12 protein-coding genes and 1 pseudogene are annotated in these 20,646 nt (G+C 62.4%); 7 read left to right on the top strand and 6 right to left on the bottom strand.

Annotated features, from left to right (window positions below; genetic code table 11):
- Positions 1-11: 11 nt before the first annotated feature.
- Positions 12-614 (bottom strand): annotated as a pseudogene (gene istA / locus B9N72_RS21690) (IS21 family transposase); the annotation flags it as partial.
- A 267-nt stretch (positions 615-881) separates the two neighbouring features.
- Between istA and B9N72_RS06365 the strand changes: the two are divergent.
- The 6 genes from B9N72_RS06365 (at position 882) to B9N72_RS06340 (ending at position 10,510) form a co-directional block, all read left to right on the top strand.
- The gene (locus B9N72_RS06365) at positions 882-2,975 is read left to right on the top strand and encodes a TonB-dependent receptor (RefSeq protein ID WP_200810889.1); all 2,094 of its coding nucleotides are present in this window, start codon (positions 882-884) and stop codon (positions 2,973-2,975) included.
- 212 nt (positions 2,976-3,187) lie between these two features.
- Entirely contained in the window at positions 3,188-4,393 is a 1,206-nt protein-coding gene (locus B9N72_RS06360) for an ATP-grasp domain-containing protein (RefSeq protein WP_085275594.1), read from the top strand.
- Positions 4,390-6,207 (top strand): IucA/IucC family protein, encoded by a 1,818-nt coding sequence (locus B9N72_RS06355; protein WP_085275593.1) that lies wholly within the window; start codon positions 4,390-4,392, stop codon positions 6,205-6,207. Before B9N72_RS06360 ends, B9N72_RS06355 begins: the two co-directional genes overlap by 4 nt.
- The gene (locus tag B9N72_RS06350; protein WP_085275592.1) at positions 6,204-7,376 is read left to right on the top strand and encodes an MFS transporter; all 1,173 of its coding nucleotides are present in this window, start codon (positions 6,204-6,206) and stop codon (positions 7,374-7,376) included. The genes B9N72_RS06355 and B9N72_RS06350 overlap by 4 nt, the downstream gene beginning before the upstream one ends.
- A gap of 75 nt (positions 7,377-7,451) precedes the next feature.
- Entirely contained in the window at positions 7,452-9,278 is a 1,827-nt protein-coding gene (locus B9N72_RS06345; RefSeq protein WP_085275591.1) for an IucA/IucC family protein, read from the top strand.
- Positions 9,269-10,510: a type III PLP-dependent enzyme gene (locus B9N72_RS06340; protein ID WP_085275590.1), complete on the top strand. Its 1,242-nt coding sequence runs from the start codon at positions 9,269-9,271 to the stop codon at positions 10,508-10,510. Before B9N72_RS06345 ends, B9N72_RS06340 begins: the two co-directional genes overlap by 10 nt.
- A 60-nt stretch (positions 10,511-10,570) precedes the next feature.
- On the opposite strand, the gene B9N72_RS06335 is transcribed toward B9N72_RS06340, so the two are convergent.
- Entirely contained in the window at positions 10,571-11,713 is a 1,143-nt protein-coding gene (locus B9N72_RS06335) for an ATP-binding response regulator (protein WP_085275589.1), read from the bottom strand.
- Positions 11,714-11,755: 42 nt separating this feature from the next.
- A complete protein-coding gene (locus B9N72_RS06330; RefSeq protein ID WP_085275588.1) occupies positions 11,756-16,063 on the bottom strand; it encodes a response regulator in 4,308 nt (1,435 codons plus the stop codon).
- Positions 16,064-16,398: 335 nt separating this feature from the next.
- Between B9N72_RS06330 and B9N72_RS06325 the strand changes: the two genes are divergently transcribed.
- A complete protein-coding gene (locus tag B9N72_RS06325) occupies positions 16,399-17,040 on the top strand; it encodes a response regulator (RefSeq protein ID WP_085275587.1) in 642 nt (213 codons plus the stop codon).
- 24 nt (positions 17,041-17,064) lie between these two features.
- On the opposite strand, the gene B9N72_RS06320 is transcribed toward B9N72_RS06325, so the two are convergent.
- The 3 genes from B9N72_RS06320 to hflX form a co-directional block, all read right to left on the bottom strand.
- A complete protein-coding gene (locus B9N72_RS06320; RefSeq protein WP_085275586.1) occupies positions 17,065-18,015 on the bottom strand; it encodes a hypothetical protein in 951 nt (316 codons plus the stop codon).
- Entirely contained in the window at positions 17,999-18,568 is a 570-nt protein-coding gene (locus B9N72_RS06315; RefSeq protein ID WP_085275735.1) for a response regulator, read from the bottom strand. The genes B9N72_RS06320 and B9N72_RS06315 overlap by 17 nt, the downstream gene beginning before the upstream one ends.
- Positions 18,569-19,151: 583 nt before the next feature.
- Positions 19,152-20,540 (bottom strand): GTPase HflX, encoded by a 1,389-nt coding sequence (hflX, locus tag B9N72_RS06310; protein WP_085275585.1) that lies wholly within the window; start codon positions 20,538-20,540, stop codon positions 19,152-19,154.
- Positions 20,541-20,646: the final 106 nt, after the last annotated feature.

Genomic DNA, 20,646 nt, shown 5'->3' with positions numbered 1-20,646 from the left:
GCCTCCACTACGGTCTTGAGGTTGTCGTAGACCATTTTGTGCGGCACGCCGCCGAAAAAGGCAAAGGCCCGATTGTGCGCATCGAACACCATCTCCTGGGTCTCGCGCGGATAGGCAACGACAAACATCTGCCGGCTGTAGGTCAGACGGAAATGGGCCAGCTTGATGGTCTGGGTGACACCGCCGAGTACCACATGCTCGTAGCTCCAGTCGAACTGCCCCACCTCGCCGGGTGCGAACGACAGCGGGACAAAAGCCTGGCTTCTGATGATCTTCGTGGCACTGGCATTCCAGGTTCTGACATAGCGCTGGATGCTGTCGTAGGCTCCCCGATAGCCTTCGGGCCTGCAGACATTCGAATAGTCGGCGGGCGGTACGTCGCTGCGCCTTAGGGAGAGACCGGCCGAGCTCAAGCTACTGCTCCAGCGTTTCTTGGAAGGCCCCAGTTGCGGCTTAGGCTGACGTTGACGTTGGTAGGTGGGTTCTGCCGTGGCGTTGAGGTACTTATTGACGGTATTGCAGGAGAGGTTGAGAGAGCGGGCGATGGCACTGATTCTCTCGCCGTTGACCAGATGTCGGCGACGAATCTTGCCGATGGTTTCCAAGCAAAGCACCCCAGGTTGACCTCCACCCAAAGGGCAGAAGTGTGGCACACCAGGGGTGGTCAAAATTGGACGCTGATCACCCTGGAAACCTGGTCACTTTTGCACGCTGTTTTACAGATAGGACGATAGCAGATGGATGGCTTTTGGTGTCATCCAGGCGGCACAGGGGCCATCCGCCATCATGATTTTTGACAATGCGAATGATAAAAATTATCATTATCGTTTTGTTTTACAAAAATTTACAAAATTTTCCGTGTGTAAGGGAACTTAATGGCCATGAAGCGCATTGCTGCTGCCGTCGCGGCAGCCTATCTTCCGCTCGCCCTGCCGGCTTGGGCCGAGACCGAGTTGCCGACCGTCCATGTGGAGGCTTCCGCCGAAGCAGCTCCCGAGACCTCCTACCAGGCCGTCGTCTCGACCACGGCGACCAAGATCAAGGCGCCGCTGCGCGACATTCCGCAGACCGTGAACGTGGTGACCGAGAGCCTGATCGAGGACCAGGCGGCGCATTCGATGCAGGACGTGCTGAAAAACGTCCCCGGCGTCTCGTACAACAACGGCGACGGCCAGCGCGACCAGTTCTACATCCGCGGCTTCAACGCAATGGGCGACATGTTCGTCGACGGCATCCGCGACGACGCACTGTACTATCGCGACCTGTCCAATACCGAGCGTGTCGAGGTGGTAAAGGGACCGGCTGCCGTGTTGTACGGGCGCGGCTCGTCTGGCGGCATCATCAACCGCGTCACCAAGAAACCCACCTCCACCCCTTCGCATGAAATTGAGTTGACGGCGGGCTCGTTCGACCTGAAGCGTGGCGCGATCGATATCAACCAGCCGCTGAGCGATGACGTGGGCCTGCGCGTGACCGGTGCGTTGGAAGACTCCGGCAGCTTCCGCAACCAGGGTTTCGTGGAACGCGAAGCACTGGCGCCGTCGCTGGCCGTGAAGCTCGGCCCCGACACCAAGCTGCTGCTGCAGGCCGAATACCTGAAAGACCGCCGCATCACCGACATGGGCATCCCGGCCGTCAACGGCCGCCCGGCCGACGTGTCGGTCAAGACCTATTACGGTTCCTCTGATGCCCGCGACGACGACTACAGCCAGTCGACTGTCACCACCGGCCGCATCACACTGGACCACAAGATCAACGAGAACTGGTCGCTGCACAATCAGTTCGGCACCTACCGTTATGAGTTGGATCGTCACAATACCAACCCTGCATCGGTCGTCGGCAGCGGCGCCAGCGCACAGGTGCGGCTCAACCGCGGCGACGTGCGCCGCCAAGACGATGGCTGGTTCAACCAGTTTGAGCTAACCCAGAACGCCAGTACCGGCAGTATCAAACACCAGCTGCTATACGGCCTGGAGTTCGGCGAGCAGCAGAAGGATCTCGTCAACAAGAGCCTCACCAATGCCGCCATCGTGTCGTTGTACGACCCGGTACTGGTACGCCCTAATTTCAATACCACGGTGACCGCCAGCAACCTGTTGACGGTGAAGGTGGCCAGTGCCTACGTGCAGGATCTGCTGACCTTCACGCCGCAGTGGAAGGCCTTGGTCGGCGTGCGCTACGACGAGTTCGACCAGAGTCTGGACCAGCGCCGGGCGGGCGAGATCGATCTGCACCGCGTCGACCGCAAGTGGAGCCCGCGTGCCGGCGTGGTGTTCCAGCCGACCGATTGGCAGTCCTACTATCTGTCGTACAGCCACTCGTTCCAGCCGTCGTACGAAACGCTGGTGCTGTCCACCAGCCGTTCCGACATTGAGCCCGAGGAAACGAAGAACGTCGAAGTAGGCACCAAGCTGGATCTGCTGGATGGGCAAGCCAGCTTCTCTGCTGCGCTGTTCGAGCTGACCCGCAGTGGTATCAAAACCACCGACCCGGCTCAGAGCAACAAGGTGGTGCCGGTGGGCGAGCAGCGCACGCGCGGCCTCGAATTGACGCTAACAGGCGAAATCGCCAAGGGCTGGCAGCTGTCGACCGGCTACGCCTACCTCGACGCCGTCATCACGAAGTCGCCCACCAAGACCGATGGCATCCCGCTGGAAGGGAAACGTGCGGCGCTGGTGCCCAAGCACAGCGCGAACGTCTGGCTGATGCATGATCTTGGCCGCGGCTTCAGCGTCGGTGGCGGCGCCAACTACGTCGGCAAGCGCTTCGTCGGCACCAACAATACGGTGAGCCTCGACAGCTACGTCACCTACGATGCCGCGCTGCTGTATAAGGCCAAGACCTATGACCTGGCTCTGAATCTGAAGAACCTGAGCGACGAGAAGTACTTCGTGTCGGGTCATGATTCGAGCAACAACCTCAACGTGCCCGGCGCGCCGCGTAGCGCCGAGCTGACCGCGCGTCTGCGCTTCTAAAGCAAGACCAGCCGCCCCGCCTCCATGGGCGGCATTTTACTTCCTCGTTCCGGCGCCAATCCTGGCGCCGGACCACGCCTCTACGTCCATCCCCTCCGCCGTCCTCGCTGGCCGCTTGCCCCAACAAAAGCTAACGATTATCATTCTTATTTAGTAAGATTTCTAAGTGGAATGTCCGGCCGCGTGCCGGAACTCGAACGACAAGGAACATCATGCGAGAACTGATCCTGCTGGCCCACGTGCCCACCGCCCCGGTCAACGACGGCTTCCTGCCGGCCGCCAAGGCGCTTGGCCTTTCCGTCGTGCTGCTGACCGACTGCGCCGATGCGCACCGCGCGCACTTTGCGCAGGCAGGGCTTGCCGCCTACCCGGATGAAATCGTCGCGTGCGACGTATTCAACCCGTTGTCGGTGATCGAAGCGATCACGAAACGCAATACACGCCCGGCCGCCGTGTTTTCCAACAGCGATCATCTGCAGGCCTCGACCGCCATTGCGGCCACCTACTTCGGGCTGCCGGGTAAAGACTGGCGCACCGCCTACGCGGCCAAGAACAAGGCCGAGATGCGCGCCCGACTGGCCGAGCAGGGCATCGACACGCTATGGCACGCCGTAGTGTGCGACCCGGCGTCGCTGGCCGCTTTGGCCATCCTGCCGCTGCCGTGCGTCGTGAAGCCGCGCGAGGGCGTAGCCAGCCAGCAGGTGAGCCTTGCGCGCAGCCGCTCCGAGCTGGCCGAACAGTGCGCCGTCGTTTGGGCGCAGCATCCCGGCCAAGCGCTGCTCTTGGAGGAGTACCTGGACGGCCCGCTCTACACCTTGGAGACGCTGGGAGACGGTAAAGAGCTGCATGCCCTCGGGGGCTTTCGCGTCACGCTGTCGCCACCGCCGCATTTCGTGGAACTCGAGGCGGTGTGGGGCACCGAACTGCCGGCGGAGGTCGAAGCCAAGGTGCTGGAGACGATCCGGCGCTTCGGCGTCGGCTTCGGCGCCTGCCACACCGAATATGTTCTGACCACGAGCGGACCGCGCCTGATCGAGATCAACTACCGCAACATCGGCGACTATCGCGAATTCCTGCTGTCCGACGCGCTGCAGTTCCCGCTGTTCGAGCAGGTGCTGCGCCTTCATCTGGGTGAATCGCTGCCGGCACTTGCCGTGCCGCCGCGCGCCGCCTGGATCCGCTATTTCACCGCGCAGGAGGAAGGCCGCCTGCGTCAGGCCCCGTCGGCGTTCAAGCACGAAGCCGACGAGATCCGATTGGCCTACCAGCCCCTGCGCCGGATCGGTGACGCGATCCAGCTGACAAACTCCAACAAGGATTACGTCGGCGTGCTGCGTGGCAGCGGCCCCGACACCCACAGCCTGCAAGCCGCCGTCGAGCGTGCCAGTCAGGGGCTCTCGTGGGAGATCGCACAATGACCGCCCTCCTCTCTTCGTCCCCGCTCTCCCGGCAAGGCGTCGACTACGACGCCGACTACGTCTGCACTCGCGTGATCGACACCCTGCTGCGCGAAGACGTGCGCGACTGCGCCAGCCGCGGCGAGCTGCTGAGTGGCGACGCGCTGCCAGCTGGCCTCACTGAGAATGGCGAGGGCGGCCGGTACTGGCTGCGTGTTGCCCACCTCGGCTCGGCCGCGTTGTGGATCCCCGTGGTGCCGACTCGCTACATGCAGAGCTGGCGGCTTGCCCGGCTGCCGCTGCTGCGCGAGGACAGCACTAGCTGCACGCCGTTGTACGACATAGACGCGGTGCTGTCCGCTTTCGCCGACGGGCTGCCGCCCGAGGCCGCCCGCCTGTTCACCGACTACGCCATCGAATGCCGTACCGCGCTGGAACACCGCCGCACAGCGAAGGCCGAACGTGCGCGCTGGTTCGACGAGGCGGATGCGCTGCCGGGCCACAGCTTGCCGCGCTGGGAGCAACGACTGCTGCACCACGATCGGCTGGCCGCCTTCCTCGACCATCCTTACTACCCAAGCGCTCGCGCGAAGCTCGGCTTCGAACCCGGCGACCTCGCCCGCTACGCGCCGGAATTCCAGCCCAGCTTCGAGCTGAACTGGCTGGCGGTTCCGCGCACGCTCTATCATCCGAGCGGCACTGCGCTGCCGCCGGGTTGGCCGAACTTCGAGGACGTCGGCCTGCCTGCCGGCCTCGCCGCGGAACATGCGCTGGTGCCGGTACACCCGTTCGTCTGGCGGCACCATCTCGACGGATTTCTCGCCGAGGCCGGGCTGGCCGGACAGGTGATCCGCGCACCGCGTAGCCACCTCACGGTCACGCCGACGTTGTCGGTCCGCTCGCTGGTGCTGCACGACACGCCCGACTGGCACGTCAAACTGCCCCTGACCATCCGCACGCTGGGCGCGAAGAACATCCGCACCATCAAACCCAGCACTATCACCGACGGCCACCGCATCCAGACCTTGCTCGGCGCGATCGTGGCGCGCGAAACCAGCCTCCATGGCCAGGTGCTGCTCACCAACGAAGAAAATGGCGCTCACGTCGCACAGCGTCCTTTCCTGGGTTTCATCCTGCGCCGTTATCCGGAACAGGCACTGGCGAACGCGACGGCGGTACCGATCGCCGGCCTGCTGGCCGACGCGCCGCACGGCGGGTCGGTGGTCGAGGAGTTGGCGGCCCGCTACTACGACGGCGACCTGGACGCCTGGCTCGACGCCTACATGGAACTCACGCTGCGGCTGCACCTGACCCTATGGCTGCGCTACGGCATCGCGCTGGAGTCGAACCAGCAGAATTCGGTGCTGGTTTACGGTGACGACGGCTTGCGGTTGCTCTTGAAGGACAACGACGCCGCACGCATCGACACCGGACTGCTCGCCCGCCGCTGGCCGCAACTGGCGGACAAGCTGGCCGGCTTGGTGGATGCGCGTATCGCGGTGAGCGACGAGCTGCCCTTGGCGCAGATGTTCACCACCATCACCCTGCAGCTGAACATCGCGGCACTGATCGAGGGCATCGCCGAGCGCCGTGGCATCGATCCCGCCGCAAGCTACGCACGCGTGCGCTATCAGGTCGAAGCCGTGCTGGAGCAATTGGCGGCCGAGGGTGAAAACGTGGCGTTCGCGCGGCAGACGCTGCTTGAGGATGACACGCTGTACCTGAAGTACCTGCTGCGCGCCGCCTCGCTCGAGGAGAAGTCGCAGACCGGCGTCGCCGACGTCAACAAGTTCTACGGCAAGCGCGCGCCCAACTTCCTGAAGGCCGTGCGATGAGCGCGAACACGCGTCACGTGGTAGCGGTGGTGATGCTGTGCCACTTCGTCGCGTCGTTCGCCGCGCTAGGGATGCCACCGTTTTTCGCGCTGATCCTGCAGCACTCGCTGAACAACGACGTCCCCTGGCTCGCCGGCGCGTTCTACGTGGTGCCGACGCTGCTGGCAGCGCTGTCGGCACCGTGGTGGGGCCGGCTGGCCGACCGCTTTGGCAAGAAGCCGCTGCTGCTACGTGCCCAGCTTGGGCTGGCACTGAGCTTCCTCTTGGCCGGCTTCGCAACCAGCACGACGGGTTTCTTCGCCGCGCTGGTATTGCAAGGCGTGCTCGGCGGCACCTTCGCGGCGTCGAACGCGTACCTCGCGACAGTCGCCAGCGGTACGACGCTGACTCGCAGCCTGACCGCGATGCAATGGTCGGCGCGCGCCGCCCTGGTGGCGGCGCCGGCCAGCCTCGGGTTATGGATGGGAGTGGAATCGCCCATCGTGCTGTATCGATGGCTGGCGCTGTTGCCGCTCGCCGCCGCCACGCTTATCGCGCTGTTGCCGGCAGGCAGCATGGCGGCAAGCACCGCCAAGCATACACCGGCTCCCGCCTTGCCCGCGCCGGCCACGCCACGCCAGATCTACGCGCTGCAATTCGCGTTCATCTTCGCCACCGTGGCGACCTTCCCCTACTTCATCTCCGACCTGCAGCAGCGCCTGCCGGTACTGCCCGAGGCGGCCACCGGCGTGCTGTTCGGACTGCCTCACCTCGTCTATCTGGTGGCAGCGCCGCTGCTGTCACGCAGGTTGGGGCTGACGCCATCGCTCGGCCTGCTGGCGGCCGGCTATGGCGTACTGATGCTCAGCCTCGCCGCACAGGCAACGCCGCTGGGTCTGGCGGCCCTGGTCGGCTGGCGGTTGCTGATGGGGGCAGCGATGACGATCGGCTTCATCGGCTTACACGCGCTGGTGGCCAGCGTAGTACACACCGGCAACGCCGGGCGCACCTTCGGCTGGTTCGAGAGCAGTTCGAAGTGGGGCGGCGTCGCCGCCGGGCTCATGGCTGGCGCGGCAGTCGGCGCCGCCGGCACCCGCGCGCCCTTCCTGCTGGGCGCGGCAGCGCTGGCGCCGGCGGTCGGCTACCTGCTTCTCATCGCCCGGCGGATACCGGGCGCACAAACGGCTTGAACCTTCCGGGATGCGGCTGTCGGCCGCACCCGAGCTATTTCTTGGCCGCCTTGAGCGGCGAGTGAAAGGACTATCATGCAATCAAACGTGAACACTGCCGAACGCATCAATCCGGCGGAGCTGGCCGCGCAGCGGCGCTGCCAGGAAACGTTGCTCAACTGCTACTGCCGCGAAATCGCCGGACCCGGCGGACAACTGCGCATCGGCCCGCCATTCGGCCAGAACGACTGGCCGGCGGCAATCCGGATGATGCTGCAGCGCGACCACGGCCAGGTGCTGCAAGTGCAACTGCCGCATACCCACGACCGCCTGCTGACCGTCGTCGAGTCGGCCTCGGTCACCGGCAACTACCGCTACAGCTCGCCGGTGTACCACAAGGCGGAGAATAAGCCGTGGGCCCTGCTCGACTGGGAAGCGCTGGCCGCCTTGCTGCTGCGCGAGATGGCGCTGCAGCACGAGGTCACGCCGAATGTCGAGCTGATGGAACAGATTCGCAACAGCGTGGAAGTCGGCACCGAAGTGCTGGGGTTGCCGGTGCCGGACACGCTGCCCGCCGACCCGCTCGAGGCGTATATCGATTCCGAGCAATCGCTGACTTTCGGCCACCCCTTCCACCCTGCGCCGAAGAGCCGCCAGGGCTTTTCCGACGACGACCTCAAGCGCTATTCGCCGGAGCTGCGCACGCGATTCCCCCTCGCCTGGTTCGCGGTGCGGCACGAGGATGTGGCCCAGCAGTCTCTGCTGGAGGCCAGTTGCGACCAGCTGATTGCGCCGAACGCCCCGCCGGCACCGGATGGCTGCGTGGCGATCCCGGTGCATCCGTGGCAGGCGGGCTTCCTGCGCCAGCACCCGCTGGTGCGCCAGGCACTCGCCAGCGGCAGGCTACAAGACCTCGGCACGCAGGGAGGAGACTTCTATCCTACCTCGTCGATCCGCACGCTGTACCAGCCGGGCAATCCGTACTTCTACAAGCTGTCGTTGAACATTCGCATCACCAACTGCGTGCGCAAGAATGCCTGGTACGAACTGGAGAGCGCGATGCAGGTAAACAGGGTGCTGCGTCCGCTGCAGCCGGAGCTGGCCCGCCTGTTTCCTGGGTTGCAGTTGATGGAGGAACCGGCCTTCCTCTCGGTCGACCTGAAAGACCCCGATGTCGGGCAGAACCGCCAGGTGATCGAGGGCTTCGGGCTGATCCTGCGCCAGAGCGTGGATGTGTTGCGCACGCCCGACAGCGTGCCACTGTTGGCCGGCTCGCTGTTCGGCAATCACTACTACGGTGAAGCACGCACCCAAAAACTGCTCACCGACCTAGCCACGCGTGAGGGCAGCCGCATCGAGGCGATAACGGAGCACTGGTTCTCCGCCTACGTCGAGCAGCTGATCTACCCGGTCTTCTATCTGTTCTTCGCGCACGGCGTGGTGTTCGAACCGCACCTGCAGAATGTCGTGCTGGGACTGGAAAAGGGTTGGCCGAAGCAACTGTTCCTGCGCGACTTCGAAGGCGTCAAACTGACGCCTTCGCGCCACCCGGCCGAGACCATGCCGGACATCAGCGAGCGTGCCCGAGCCTCGCTTTGGTACGAAGAGGAACTGGGCTGGAACCGCATCGCCTACTGCGTGTTCGTCAACAATCTGTGCGAGGTGGTGGCCCAACTGGGTGCGGCACAGCCAGAACTGACGACGCGGCTATGGTCCATCGTGCGCCATCACCTGCACTACTACCAAGCACATTATGGCAACGCCGCCTCCAGCCAGCGCATCAACGCGCTGTTGGCCGGCGCGCCCTTCCCGGCCAAGACCAATTTCAGCAACCGCTTTTTCCAGCGCGCCGACCGTGCCTCGACCTACGTGCCGGTGACCAACCCGATCGCACTGGTCGGTGGGGAGGCTACATGGCTCTGAACGCGAATGCACTGCGCTGGGTGCCGGTGTTCGAGCGGCTGCGCCAGGAAGTGGGCACAGATGACGCTCCCTTGAGCTCCTACCTGTACGACCTGGAAGCACTGCGCTGCCATGCTGGCTCGCTGACGGCGGCGCTGCCTCCTGGCTTCGAGCTGTTCTACGCGATCAAAGCCAACTCCGATGAGCCCATCCTGAAGACACTGGCGCCGCTCACGCATGGCTTCGAGGTCTCTTCCGGCGGCGAGTTGGCCTGGGTGCGCTCGCACTTCGCCGACACTCCGATCATCTTCAGCGGACCGGGCAAGACCAACACCGAATTGACCCAAGCGCTCGACCTCGGCGTCGAGGCGCTGCACGTCGAAAGCCGGCACGAACTGGAACGGCTGGCCTGGCTCGCACGCGAACGCGGCGTCACCGCCCCTGTGCTGCTGCGCGTGAACCTGGCTATCGAGGGATTGCAGGCCACCACACTGATGATGGGAGGCAAACCGACACCGTTCGGCATCGCCGGCGACCAGTTGCCGGACTGCCTGGCGTGGCTGCGCGCCCATCCGGAGATCACCCTGCGCGGGTTTCACTTCCACCTGATGTCACACCAGCTCGATGCCGCCACCCACCTGCGGCTGCTCGGCGCCTATCTGGATCAGGTGAGACGCTGGCGTCATGACTATGACCTCTCCACGCTCGATCAGGTCAACGTCGGCGGCGGTATCGGCGTCAACTACCGCGAGCCGGAACGCCAGTTCGACTGGCCAACCTTCGCCGCAGGACTCACCGAGCTATCGACTCAGCGCGACGGGCTCACCGTACGCTTTGAGTGCGGGCGCTACGTCACCGCGTTCTGCGGCTACTATGCGATGGAGGTAATCGACGTGAAACACGCCTTCGACCGCACCTTCGTAGTCGCACGCGGCGGTACCCACCAGTTCCGAACGCCTTACGCCCAGGGGCACAGCCACCCCTTCCGCGTGCTGCCGGTCGACCACTGGCCCCACTCATACCCGCGCCCCGAAGTACGCGGGACGCGTGTCAGCGTGGTCGGTCAACTGTGCACGCCGAAGGACCTGTTGGCCTACGATGCACCGGTCGAGCACGTGCGCGCTGGCGATCTCGTGGTCTTTCCTTATGCCGGGGCCTATGCGTGGCACATCTCGCACCATGACTTTCTGCGCCACCCGCACCCCAGGCATATCTATCTTCCGGCAGAATCCCCAGCATCGTCTCTCGACTAGCTGCGGCCATTAAAGAGACTCCGACGAAAAAGCGGCCTGGATAAGGCCGCTTTTTGCGCCTCAATCAAGCGGTATCGCTATCGTCAATATCGTGCCTCGGCCCGGCACACTATCGATGTTGAACTCGCCCCCCAGCGTGCTGACCCTCTCCTTCATGCCCACCAGCCCGAACGAACTTGTTTTCTTGACATCTTTCATGCCGACGCCGTTGTCCTTGATCTGAAGGCGAAGCTGACGGCCAACCCTGTAAAGCTCGATGTCCACCCGCGTCGCTTGGGCATGCCGGGTGATGTTCGAGAGCGACTCCTGCAGGATGCGGAACAGTGTAGTGGCGCGCTTGTCGTCCAGGTCGCAGTGAAAATCCTCCTCTTTGGCCCGAATCGAGCACACGATTCCAGTACGCTGCCGAAACTCCTCCAGCTGCCACTCGATCGCTGCCTGCAAGCCCAGATCGAGTACGGGTGGGCGCAGATCGTTGATGATGCCGCGCACGCTCCTGATGGCCGTGTCGATGTGATTCAGGACATCGCCCATCTTCTTGTTGAGTTCGGGGGGCACGGTGCTGGTGCTCTCATACAGCATGGAGATATCGATGCGCAGCGCCAGCAGGCTTTGCCCCAGCTGGTCATGGATTTCCCGTGCGATCCGCTTTCTCTCCTCCTCCTTGATCTGCTCCTGATAGGAAGCGAGCTCGCGCAGCAGCCGCTTCGATTTCTGCAATTCTTCAGCCTGCAACGTCAGCGTGCGCTGGAGGTAGAACAGGTCGACGAACACCCGGATCTTGGCACGCAGCACTTCGGGCACAATCGGCGAGAAAATATAATCCACGGCGCCGGAGGTATAACCGCGGATGCTTTCCGAATCCGTGCTGGCCTCGGCGGTGACGAAAATGATGGGCGTATGGGCGGACTTCGGCCGGCCATGGATCAGGGCGGCGGTTTCGAAGCCGTCCATTTCCGGCATCTTGACGTCGAGCAAGATCACCGCGAAGTCGCGCTGCAAGAGAAGACGCAGCGCCTCGCACCCCGAGGTCGCGGTGGCGACGTCGAGGCCCATATCGTCGATCACCGTGGCCAGCGCCGCCAGCTTGGCCGGATTGTCGTCGACCAGCAGTACGGGGGCCGGCACGCCATCCGGCGGGGCCAGTTGCCCGGATGGAATACCCTGCTTGAAGAGGTGGACGTCTTGTCTCTGCGTAGCCATGTCGGATTCATCCAGGCACGTTGTTCAACGTGCCGATGCCAGTCAGCGATAGAGCCATTTGCGCATCAGCGACAGTAGTTGCGCGGTATCCACCGGCTTGCTGACATAGTCGGACGCACCCGCTTCGATACACTTTTCGCGATCGCCTTTCATCGCCTTGGCGGTCAGGGCAATCATGGGCAGGGCTTCGAATCGTTTGATGGTGCGTATCTGGCGCATAGTTTCGAAGCCATCCATCTCGGGCATCATGATGTCCATCAGGACGATGTCGGTATCGGGCTGCTGTTGCAACAGGTCGATCGCGGTGCGGCCGTTCTCGGCCGAGGTCACCTGCATCTTGTTGGACTCCAGCACGCTGGTGAGCGCAAAGATATTGCGCACATCGTCGTCCACCACCAAAGCTTTCTTGCCTTCGAGACCATCCGGGCCCTCATAGAGTTTTTCCAGCATCGTGCGCTGGTGCGGCGGCAGCGTAGCGACGGCGCGGTGCAGAAACAGCACCGTTTCGTCCAGCATGCGTTCGGGCGACTGGACCTCCTTGATGGCGCTCTTGCCGGCCAGTGCCCGGAGATGTGCCCGTTCCGGTTTCGTCAGTTCTTCCATGCCATGGACAATGACCGGCATATCGCGCGTCGCGTTGCTCTCCCGTAGCGCTTCGAGCAGCTTGATGCCGGACATGTCGGACAGTTTGAGATGGAGCGCCATGCAGTCGTAGCGTTTCTTGCTCAGCCTTTTCAAGGCGGCGCTGCCAGTGCCGGCCGCCTCGATCTGCACCCCATCGCCGCCGACCAGTTCGGCAAGACGGGTGCAACGTTCCTCGTCGCTGTCGACCACCAGCAGATTCTTCGCCTTGCGCTGCGCGAATTTCACGAGGCCCGACAGCGCTTGCCGAATCTCGTCGGCCGTGACCGGCTTGACCAGGCAAGCGAGCGCGCCGTAGCGCAGTCCACGGCTACGGTCATCGTCGGCGACGATGATCTGGACCGGAATGTGACGCGTGGCGAAGTTGCGCTTGAACTGTTCGAGAGTCGACCAGCCATCGATATCCGGCAGATCCAGGTCCAGCATGAGGGCGGCCGGCTTGAAGCGCTCGGCCAGTTCCAGTATCTCCGTACCGCGGGTCGTGACAACGCCCCGGAAGCCGTTCTTGTGCGCGGCATCAAGCAGATTGCCGGCGAATTCGGCGTCGTTCTCCAGCATCAGCAGCAGTTGGTCGCCAGGCTGGATGGATTCGCGGTCGTCGACGATCTGCACCGGCTGGGGGGAGAGGTCGCGCCTGCCCTGCCCCTGGCCGATCTCGACCGATGATTCGTCCAGCGCCGGGCGCTGGGCATCGTAGGTACGCTGCGGCACGAACAGGGCAAAGGTGCTGCCTATGCCGATTTCGCTGGAGATCAGCCGCAGCTCGCCGCCCAGTTGACGGGCCAGTTCACGGCTGATCGACAGACCGAGGCCTGTGCCGCCGTATTTGCGCGAGGTGCCGGTATCGGCTTGCTGGAATGCCTCGAAGATGAGGTTCTGCTTGTCGCTGGAGACGCCGATGCCAGTATCGGAAACCACGAAGGCCACTACCGCCTCGGCGCGGTTCAAGCCGATGTGATCAGCGCTCCACCCGGCCATGGCGGGCGCGATGCCGATCTTGACACCGCCTTTCTCGGTGAACTTGAAGGCGTTGGACAGCAGGTTCTTGACCACTTGCAACAGGCGCTTCTCGTCAGTCCAGATCGAGGGCGGCAAGGTCGGCGCCAGTTCGATCGTGAAGCCCAGAGCCCGGTTTTCGGCAACAGGCCGGAAGGTGCGTTCGATCTGGTCGTGCAGATCGGCAAACGATGCTTCGCCCAGATCCAGACTGACCGTGCCCGACTCGATCTTGGACAGATAGAGAATCTCGTCGATCAGCTCCAGCAGGTCCTTGCCCGCGCTGTAGATGGTCTTGGCATAGTCCACCTGCTTGGCCGTGAGGTTGTGTTCGGCATTGTCGCTGAGCTGCTGGGCCAGGATCAGCAGGCTGTTCAGTGGCGTTCTGAGCTCGTGCGACATGCTGGACAGAAACTCGGACTTGTACTTGGAGGTCAGTGTCAGCTGCTCGGCCTTCTCTTCCAGCGACAGCTTGGTGATCTCGACCTCGCGGTTCTTGCGCTCGACCTCGGCCTTCTGCTCTTCCAGCAGACGAGCCTTGTGCGCCAGCTCCTCGTTGGTCTGTCTCAATTCCTCTTGCTGGCTCTGCAACTCCTGCGCCAGTAGTTGCGACTGTTTGAGCAGCTCCTCGGTGCGCATATTGGCCTCGATGGTATGGAGCACGATGCCGATCGATTCGGCCAACTGATCGAGAAAGGTCTGATGAATGACGCTGTACGGCTTGAACGAGGCCAACTCGATGACGGCCTTGACCTGGTTCTCGAACAGGATAGGAAACACGATGATATTGAGTGGGGCGGCTGCGCCCAGCCCGGAGGAGATGGCGACGTAATTGCTCGGGACATCGGTTATCAGGATGCGGCGCTTCTCGTAGGCACACTGTCCGACCAGGCCCTCGCCGATCCGCCATTCGTCGTTCACATTGATATTATGCTTGTATGCGTAGGCCGATAGCAGCTTGAGCTTCGGCTGATCGGTCTGGCCCTCGTCCATCATGTAGAACACACCATGCTGGGCGTTGATGAGCGGGGCGAGTTCGGACAGCACCATCTTCGACACCGCCACCAGGTCGCGCTGGCCCTGCAGCATGCGGGTGAATTTGGCAAGGTTGGTCTTGAGCCAGTCCTGTTCCGCGTTCTGCCGTGTTGTATCACGCAGGTTGCGGATCATCTCGTTGACGTTGTCCTTCAATTCCGCCACCTCGCCCTTGGCTTCCACTTGCACCTTGCGGGTCAGGTCGCCCTTGGTCACGGCGGTGGCCACGTCGGCAAGCGCGCGCACCTGGTTGGTCAGGTTGGCCGCCAGGTTGTTCACGTTGTCGGTCAGATCACGCCAGGTGCCGGCCGCGCCGGGCACGTTGGCCTGCCCGCCCAACTTGCCCTCGACGCCGACTTCCCGTGCCACCGAGGTGACCTGCTCGGAGAATAGCGCCAAGGTATCGGTCATGTTGTTGATGGTGTCGGCCAGTTCGGCGATCTCACCCTTGGCTTCCACGGTGATCTTGCGGCCAAGGTCGCCCTTGGCCACCGCCGTCGTCACGTCGGCGATGTTGCGCACCTGGTTGGTCAGATTGGCCGCCATGCTGTTGACCGAGTCGGTCAGATCGCGCCAGGTGCCAGACACGCCGCGCACCTCCGCTTGTCCGCCGAGTTTGCCTTCGGTGCCGACCTCGCGCGCCACGCGGGTTACCTCGGCGGCGAAGCTGTTGAGCTGATCCACCATGGTATTGATGGTGTTCTTCAGTTCCACGATCTCGCCCTTGGCTTCTACGGTGATCTTGCGGCCGAGATCGCCCTTGGCCACCGCCGTGGTCACGTCGGCGATGTTGCGCACCTGGTTGGTCAGGTTGGCCGCCATGCTGTTGACCGAGTCGGTTAGATCTTTCCAGCGGCCCCCCGCGCCGGTCACCCTGGCCTGGCCGCCGAGCTTGCCTTCAGTGCCCACCTCGCGCGCCACCCGCGTCACTTCGTCGGCGAAGGTCGAGAGCTGATCGACCATGGTGTTGATGGTGTTCTTGAGCTCGAGAATTTCTCCCTTGGCCTCGACGGTGATCTTCTTGCCGAGGTCGCCACGCGCCACCGCCGTAGTCACCTGCGCGATGTTGCGCACCTGGGTGGTCAGGTTGGCCGCCATGCCGTTGACCGACTCAGTCAGGTCGCGCCAGGTGCCAGACACGCCGCTTACCTTGGCCTGGCCGCCGAGTATCCCCTCAGTACCGACTTCACGCGCCACGCGGGTTACCTCGGAGGCGAAAGAGCCCAGCCGTGTCACCATGGTGTTGACGATCTGGGCGGACGTGAGGAACTGGCCACGCAGTTTCAGGCCGTCGAGATTCATCGGCACCTGCTGCCCCAGGTCGCCCTCGGCCACCGAGCCGATGACGCGGATCATCTCGTTCATCGGGCTGATCAGATCGTCGGCCAGCGCGTTGCTCGAGTCGACGATCTTGCGCCACGAGCCCTTCATCATCGGCAACTCGATACGCTCCTCGACCTTGCCTTGCTTGCCGACCAGGCGCGCTACGCGTTCGAACTCGGCCGTGGTATCGGCCGCCATGTCGATGATCTCGTTGAGCGTATCGGCGATCTTGCCCGGCATGCCGGTCCAGTCTTCCGGCATGCGCGTGGTGAAGTCACCCCGGCGAAAGGCCTTCAGCGTTGTCAGCAAGGTGTTCATGTCCAAAACTTCCATCGAAGCCGTCTTGGTCATCATGGTTCTGTCCCATCAAAATGGATGTCGCGCTTGGGGGCGATACCCAGGGCGTGCACAGCCGTCGCCATAGTCGCGTTGCCGGAAGGCGCCAGCTGTTCAGCGTTGACGCTCTCGCACATCACGCTCCTGGATTGCCTTTGACGCAACAAACAGCAGGGTGTTCTCGGGCCACAAAACAAAGGCTTTATTTTCAAAATATTAGCAAGACTTGATGACCACCCCCGGATAGAAGGCAGCACCCCGTTTCATGCCTTGCCCCTTACTGGTGGTGGGGGTATGGTGGAATGGCGCAAGCGCACAGCCTTGCATTCATCAGGTGTCCTGGGGATATTCAGATGAGCGACAAAAGTATCAGAGCCTTGCTGGTCGACGATCACAGCATCATCCGTAACGGTGTGCGGCGCATGCTGGAGACCGTGGACGACATCACCGTGACCGGCGAGGCGGAAACGGCACAAGACGCGATGCGCCAGGTGCGAGAGAACGACTTCGACGTGGCGCTGATCGATATCGGCCTGCCCGACAAGAATGGCCTTCAACTACTCAAGTTAATACACGCAGAAAAGCCCGATATCGCAGTGCTCATGCTGAGCATGCACTCGATCGATGCCTATGCGGTACGCGCGATGAAGTATGGCGCCGCGGGGTATCTCACCAAGGATATTGCGGCAGGCACTCTGGTGGCCGCCGTACGCAAGGCCGCCGGCGGCGGCAAGCACATCAGTCCTGAACTGGCCGAGAAACTGGCCGAGACTCTCGGCAGGAAGGAAACCGCCCCCCACGAGGCGCTATCCGACCGGGAACTGGAAGTCCTGAAGCTGCTCGCAGAGGGCGAAAAGCTGGTCCGCATCGCGGAAATCCTGCATTTAAGCCCGAGTACCATCACGACTTACCGGGCCCGTATCCTGGAAAAAACGGGCTTGGACAGCAACGTGAAGCTGGCCCGCTATGCGCTCGAACATGGTCTGTTGACCTAGGGCTCCGAGCGCCCTGTGCGACGACTACCCGGCCAGGATTTCTGCTGACGCGAGACGCCGATAAAGGGGGGCCGGCAGTGGCAACGATTCGGCAGGAGGGAGCCCGAGAGGAGTCCGCCCGGTTTCGCTGCCGGCGGCATCCCGCTGGACCAGCTCACCGGCATCGAAGTCGTACTCCCAGTGCCCCACCTCGTTCCACTTGTGGAGAAAGTAGGTATAAAACGGCACAAACAGCCCCTGCCCCGGGTCGGCATGTTGCAGCCCGAACACGTACTCATGCTGGTCCTTCAGCGCACGGCCGGCATGGCAATGCTGTACCCAGACGCAATCGTCGACGACGACAAGCTTCCAGAACGGGTCATGATCGTAGAACTTCAGCGATACCTTCTTGCCTGCTTTCCGACACTCGTCCAGGAGGGCAATGCTGGCGGTCATTTCTTCTTGAAAGGTCGACAGCGTGACCTCTCCCGGCAGCGACTCGACCCGCTTCCTCGCCGCCTCGCTGTTCGGGTTGAGCAGCATGACGCGTATCTCGTACGCGGTCGAGAGTACATCCTTCAGCAGGCTTTCCGGGTCGATCAAGGTATCGTGCCCGGTCAGCGAGAGAATGCAGACGTCGCGTGCCACCGGCAAGGACCGCACAAGGTGGCGTTCGTGCAGGGCCGATAGCCAACTCTTGCGGGGATGCCGCGTGAAGACCAGGGAAGCCATCTTGGCGCTGGCCAGGCGGCGATGGTTGTCCCACGCGCGTTTCCACAGGTTGAACAATACCGTCAGGATGGAGGCGAGCAGGATTTCCGTGGCCAGCAGCACGTTCGGATTCAGTTCCATCCGAGGCCACCATACATACAGGATGTAACGCGCGGCATCCGGCGTGGCAAACGCAATGGCCACGGCAAGCAAGGTGATAAGGCCATGCGTCAGGATATGCCGCAGCAAAGTCCATACGTCGTGTTCTTTAGTGGTGTGTTCCATAGACCGTTCGCCTCCATTTCGGGATTTCTCTTTGCAGGTTGGGCGTGGTGTCGATCTGTCCGGCGAGGCCCTCCAGCATGCAGCGCATGCAACGCATGGCGCACAGTCCGTGGCCCTTGTCGTAAAAGGCATAGGCGCCGGCCTTGGTGAAATATTTCCGATGCGCGAGGTCGGTGCAGTTGCTGACCACGATGACTTCCGACATCGGATATTCGGCGACATAGCGCCGATGGGTCAGGTCCGCGCAATTGCTGACCACGATGACTTTCGTCATTGGATACTCGTCGGCGATTACTCGCAGTATTTCCATGCCCTCGCTTTCACTGACGTGGATATCCAGCAAGAGCACGTCGGGCGGTGCCCGCCTGATCGCGGCGATGGTGGCAGAGGCGCAGTTGAACTCCCCCGCCAGAAACAGCCCCGGAATGCTGGCAGCCACTGAACGCCACAGTGCGCGCACAACATCGGAATCCTCGACGACGAACAGGCGCGTAGGACGCAAAGCGCGGACGGGCGTCGGTGTAGTCAATGTTTCGGTGTCAAAAATACGCATGGTCTGACCCCTCTCTTCTGACATCTTGTTGGCAAACGCGGGCGGGCAAAATCCCCGCCAGTGGATGAAACTTTCATGGAGTGAGCAGTATGCAGAAGTTGGCCGCACGCCGTTATCGTGGTTAGAAGCGCTGGGGCGTAGGTGAAACCGGTCAAAAACGTGTAGGGGTTCGACGACAAGTCGCTGGATGAGCATGCCGGCCTGCTGTTGCAGTCATCCCTGCAACTAACAGGCTTTTTCAACAACTTTGCAGAAAGATTGGGGTTTTCAGGAACGCTGTGTCTATTCGGCTTCGTTGCAAGCACACAAAAATGAAAAAAGCCTTGTTTGGCAAGGCAGGAAGTTTTCACTAACGTTGCATCCCTACAGTAGGTTTTCTAAGTTATTGAAAACCTTATTCATACAGTTGAGAAATACACCAAAGCAGGGCGTAACCTTGTAAAGTTACGTTTTGCTTTACTCATGCGGTAAGCCTACCGAAGTTCGCGGACCCCTACCGGTTCGCTTACTTCTGGAACAACGCCCCCGGCTGGCCATGGGAAAGGCCTGAGCGGTTTGGCTCAGGCGCTGCTTAAACCACGCCTCAGACTTCCCAATATTCCTTTTCCCGGCCCTGCGAGCCGGGATTGAGCTGCTCGTGCAGACTGCGCAGTCTTTCCGGCTCGCCACGCACGCGGAACCAGCTGCCCTCTTCCTCGGCACGCTCATCCAGCACCTGGCAGTGGCTGTAGATTTCGCCGCGCAACTGCTGAGCCGACCACGGCAGCAGCAGCTCGTCTTCCACCAGATCCCGCTGGAAGAAGGAGACGATGGCCGCGTGCAGGCTGGCCACTTCTTCCGGACGACGCGCACTCATCACCACGCAGCCCGGATAGCGTTCCTGCAGTTCGGCAGTCCAGGCAGCCTGCTCGGCTTCATCACCAACATGGTCGATCTTGTTGAACACGCAAATGCGCGGCACTTCGTCGGCGCCGATTTCCTGCAGCACCTCGTCGGTCACTTCCAGCTGGCGCTGGAAACCGGGGTCACTGGCATCAATCACATGCAGCAACAGCGCCGCATCCAGCGCTTCTTCCAGCGTCGACTTGAAAGAGGCCACCAGTCCGTGAGGCAGGTTCTTGATGAAGCCGACAGTATCGCTGACCAACACGCGCGGCACACTTTCCGGGTGGAGGGCACGCACCGTGGTGTCCAGCGTGGCGAACAGCTTGTTGGCCACTAGCACCTCGCTGCCGGTCAGCGCCCGCATCAGCGTGGACTTGCCGGCATTGGTATAACCCACCAGTGACACCCCGCCCAGGCCCTGGCCCTGACGTTCCAGACGGCGCGCGCGCTGGGTCTTGCGCTCCAGTTCCATGGCGATGATTTCGCGTTGCAGCTCGGCGATGCGATCACGGACCTTGCGACGGTCCAGCTCGGTATGCGATTCACCGGCACCACGACCACCCGTACCGCTGCGCTGCCGGCCTTGCGGACCGGCCAACTTGGCCGCTTCGCGCAGGCGCGGAGCCATATAGCCAAGACGGGCGATTTCCACCTGCGCGCGTGCCGCGCGCGAGCGGGCATTGCGATGGAAAATCTCCAGGATGACCATGGTGCGGTCCATCACCTCGCAACCAATGGCCAGTTCCAGATTGCGCGCCTGCGACGGCGAGATTTCGTGGTCCACCAGCAGCACGTCGAACTCGACAGTACTGGGGTCCAGCTCTTGAGGTTCTTCTTCCAGTTCGTCGTTGCGGATGCCTCGATTGACGAACATGCTGATTTCTTCCAGCTTGCCCACGCCCAGATAGGCCGTGCGGTCGAAGCTGTTACGCTTTTGAACAAAGGTCTGCACCACCTGGAAACCCAGCGTCTTGGCCAACTCGCTCAGTTCGGTGAGCGAGGCCTCGAACTCGGCATCACTGACATCCGGCAACTGGACCGAGGTCACAAGGGCGTAGCGAAGCTTTTCTTCGACTTCTGTTTGCATGTGCAGATTGCTTTACTTGATGGCGAGCCCAGATATTACTCACAAATGGCACTTCCCGCTGGCAGGATGAGTGACTGGCAATCGATCCCCAGCCACCTACTGCCCC

Source organism: Pseudogulbenkiania subflava DSM 22618, assembly GCF_900177275.1.
GTDB classification, from domain to species: Bacteria; Pseudomonadota; Gammaproteobacteria; order Burkholderiales; family Chromobacteriaceae; genus Pseudogulbenkiania; species Pseudogulbenkiania subflava.
The sequence above is the reverse complement of the archived record's forward strand: the minus strand, read 5'-3'. Positions and strand labels throughout refer to the sequence as shown.

What these genes read in the sequence shown, in the direction of transcription:
- B9N72_RS06365 (WP_200810889.1), top strand. Translation starts at nt 882, where the DNA reads ATGAAGCGCATTGCTGCTGCCGTCGCGGCAGCCTATCTTCCGCTCGCC.
- B9N72_RS06360 (WP_085275594.1), top strand. Translation starts at nt 3,188, where the DNA reads ATGCGAGAACTGATCCTGCTGGCCCACGTGCCCACCGCCCCGGTCAAC.
- B9N72_RS06355 (WP_085275593.1), top strand. Translation starts at nt 4,390, where the DNA reads ATGACCGCCCTCCTCTCTTCGTCCCCGCTCTCCCGGCAAGGCGTCGAC.
- B9N72_RS06350 (WP_085275592.1), top strand. Translation starts at nt 6,204, where the DNA reads ATGAGCGCGAACACGCGTCACGTGGTAGCGGTGGTGATGCTGTGCCAC.
- B9N72_RS06345 (WP_085275591.1), top strand. Translation starts at nt 7,452, where the DNA reads ATGCAATCAAACGTGAACACTGCCGAACGCATCAATCCGGCGGAGCTG.
- B9N72_RS06340 (WP_085275590.1), top strand. Translation starts at nt 9,269, where the DNA reads ATGGCTCTGAACGCGAATGCACTGCGCTGGGTGCCGGTGTTCGAGCGG.
- B9N72_RS06335 (WP_085275589.1), bottom strand. Translation starts at nt 11,713, where the DNA reads ATGGCTACGCAGAGACAAGACGTCCACCTCTTCAAGCAGGGTATTCCA.
- B9N72_RS06330 (WP_085275588.1), bottom strand. Translation starts at nt 16,063, where the DNA reads ATGATGACCAAGACGGCTTCGATGGAAGTTTTGGACATGAACACCTTG.
- B9N72_RS06325 (WP_085275587.1), top strand. Translation starts at nt 16,399, where the DNA reads ATGAGCGACAAAAGTATCAGAGCCTTGCTGGTCGACGATCACAGCATC.
- B9N72_RS06320 (WP_085275586.1), bottom strand. Translation starts at nt 18,015, where the DNA reads ATGGAACACACCACTAAAGAACACGACGTATGGACTTTGCTGCGGCAT.
- B9N72_RS06315 (WP_085275735.1), bottom strand. Translation starts at nt 18,568, where the DNA reads ATGCGTATTTTTGACACCGAAACATTGACTACACCGACGCCCGTCCGC.
- hflX (WP_085275585.1), bottom strand. Translation starts at nt 20,540, where the DNA reads ATGCAAACAGAAGTCGAAGAAAAGCTTCGCTACGCCCTTGTGACCTCG.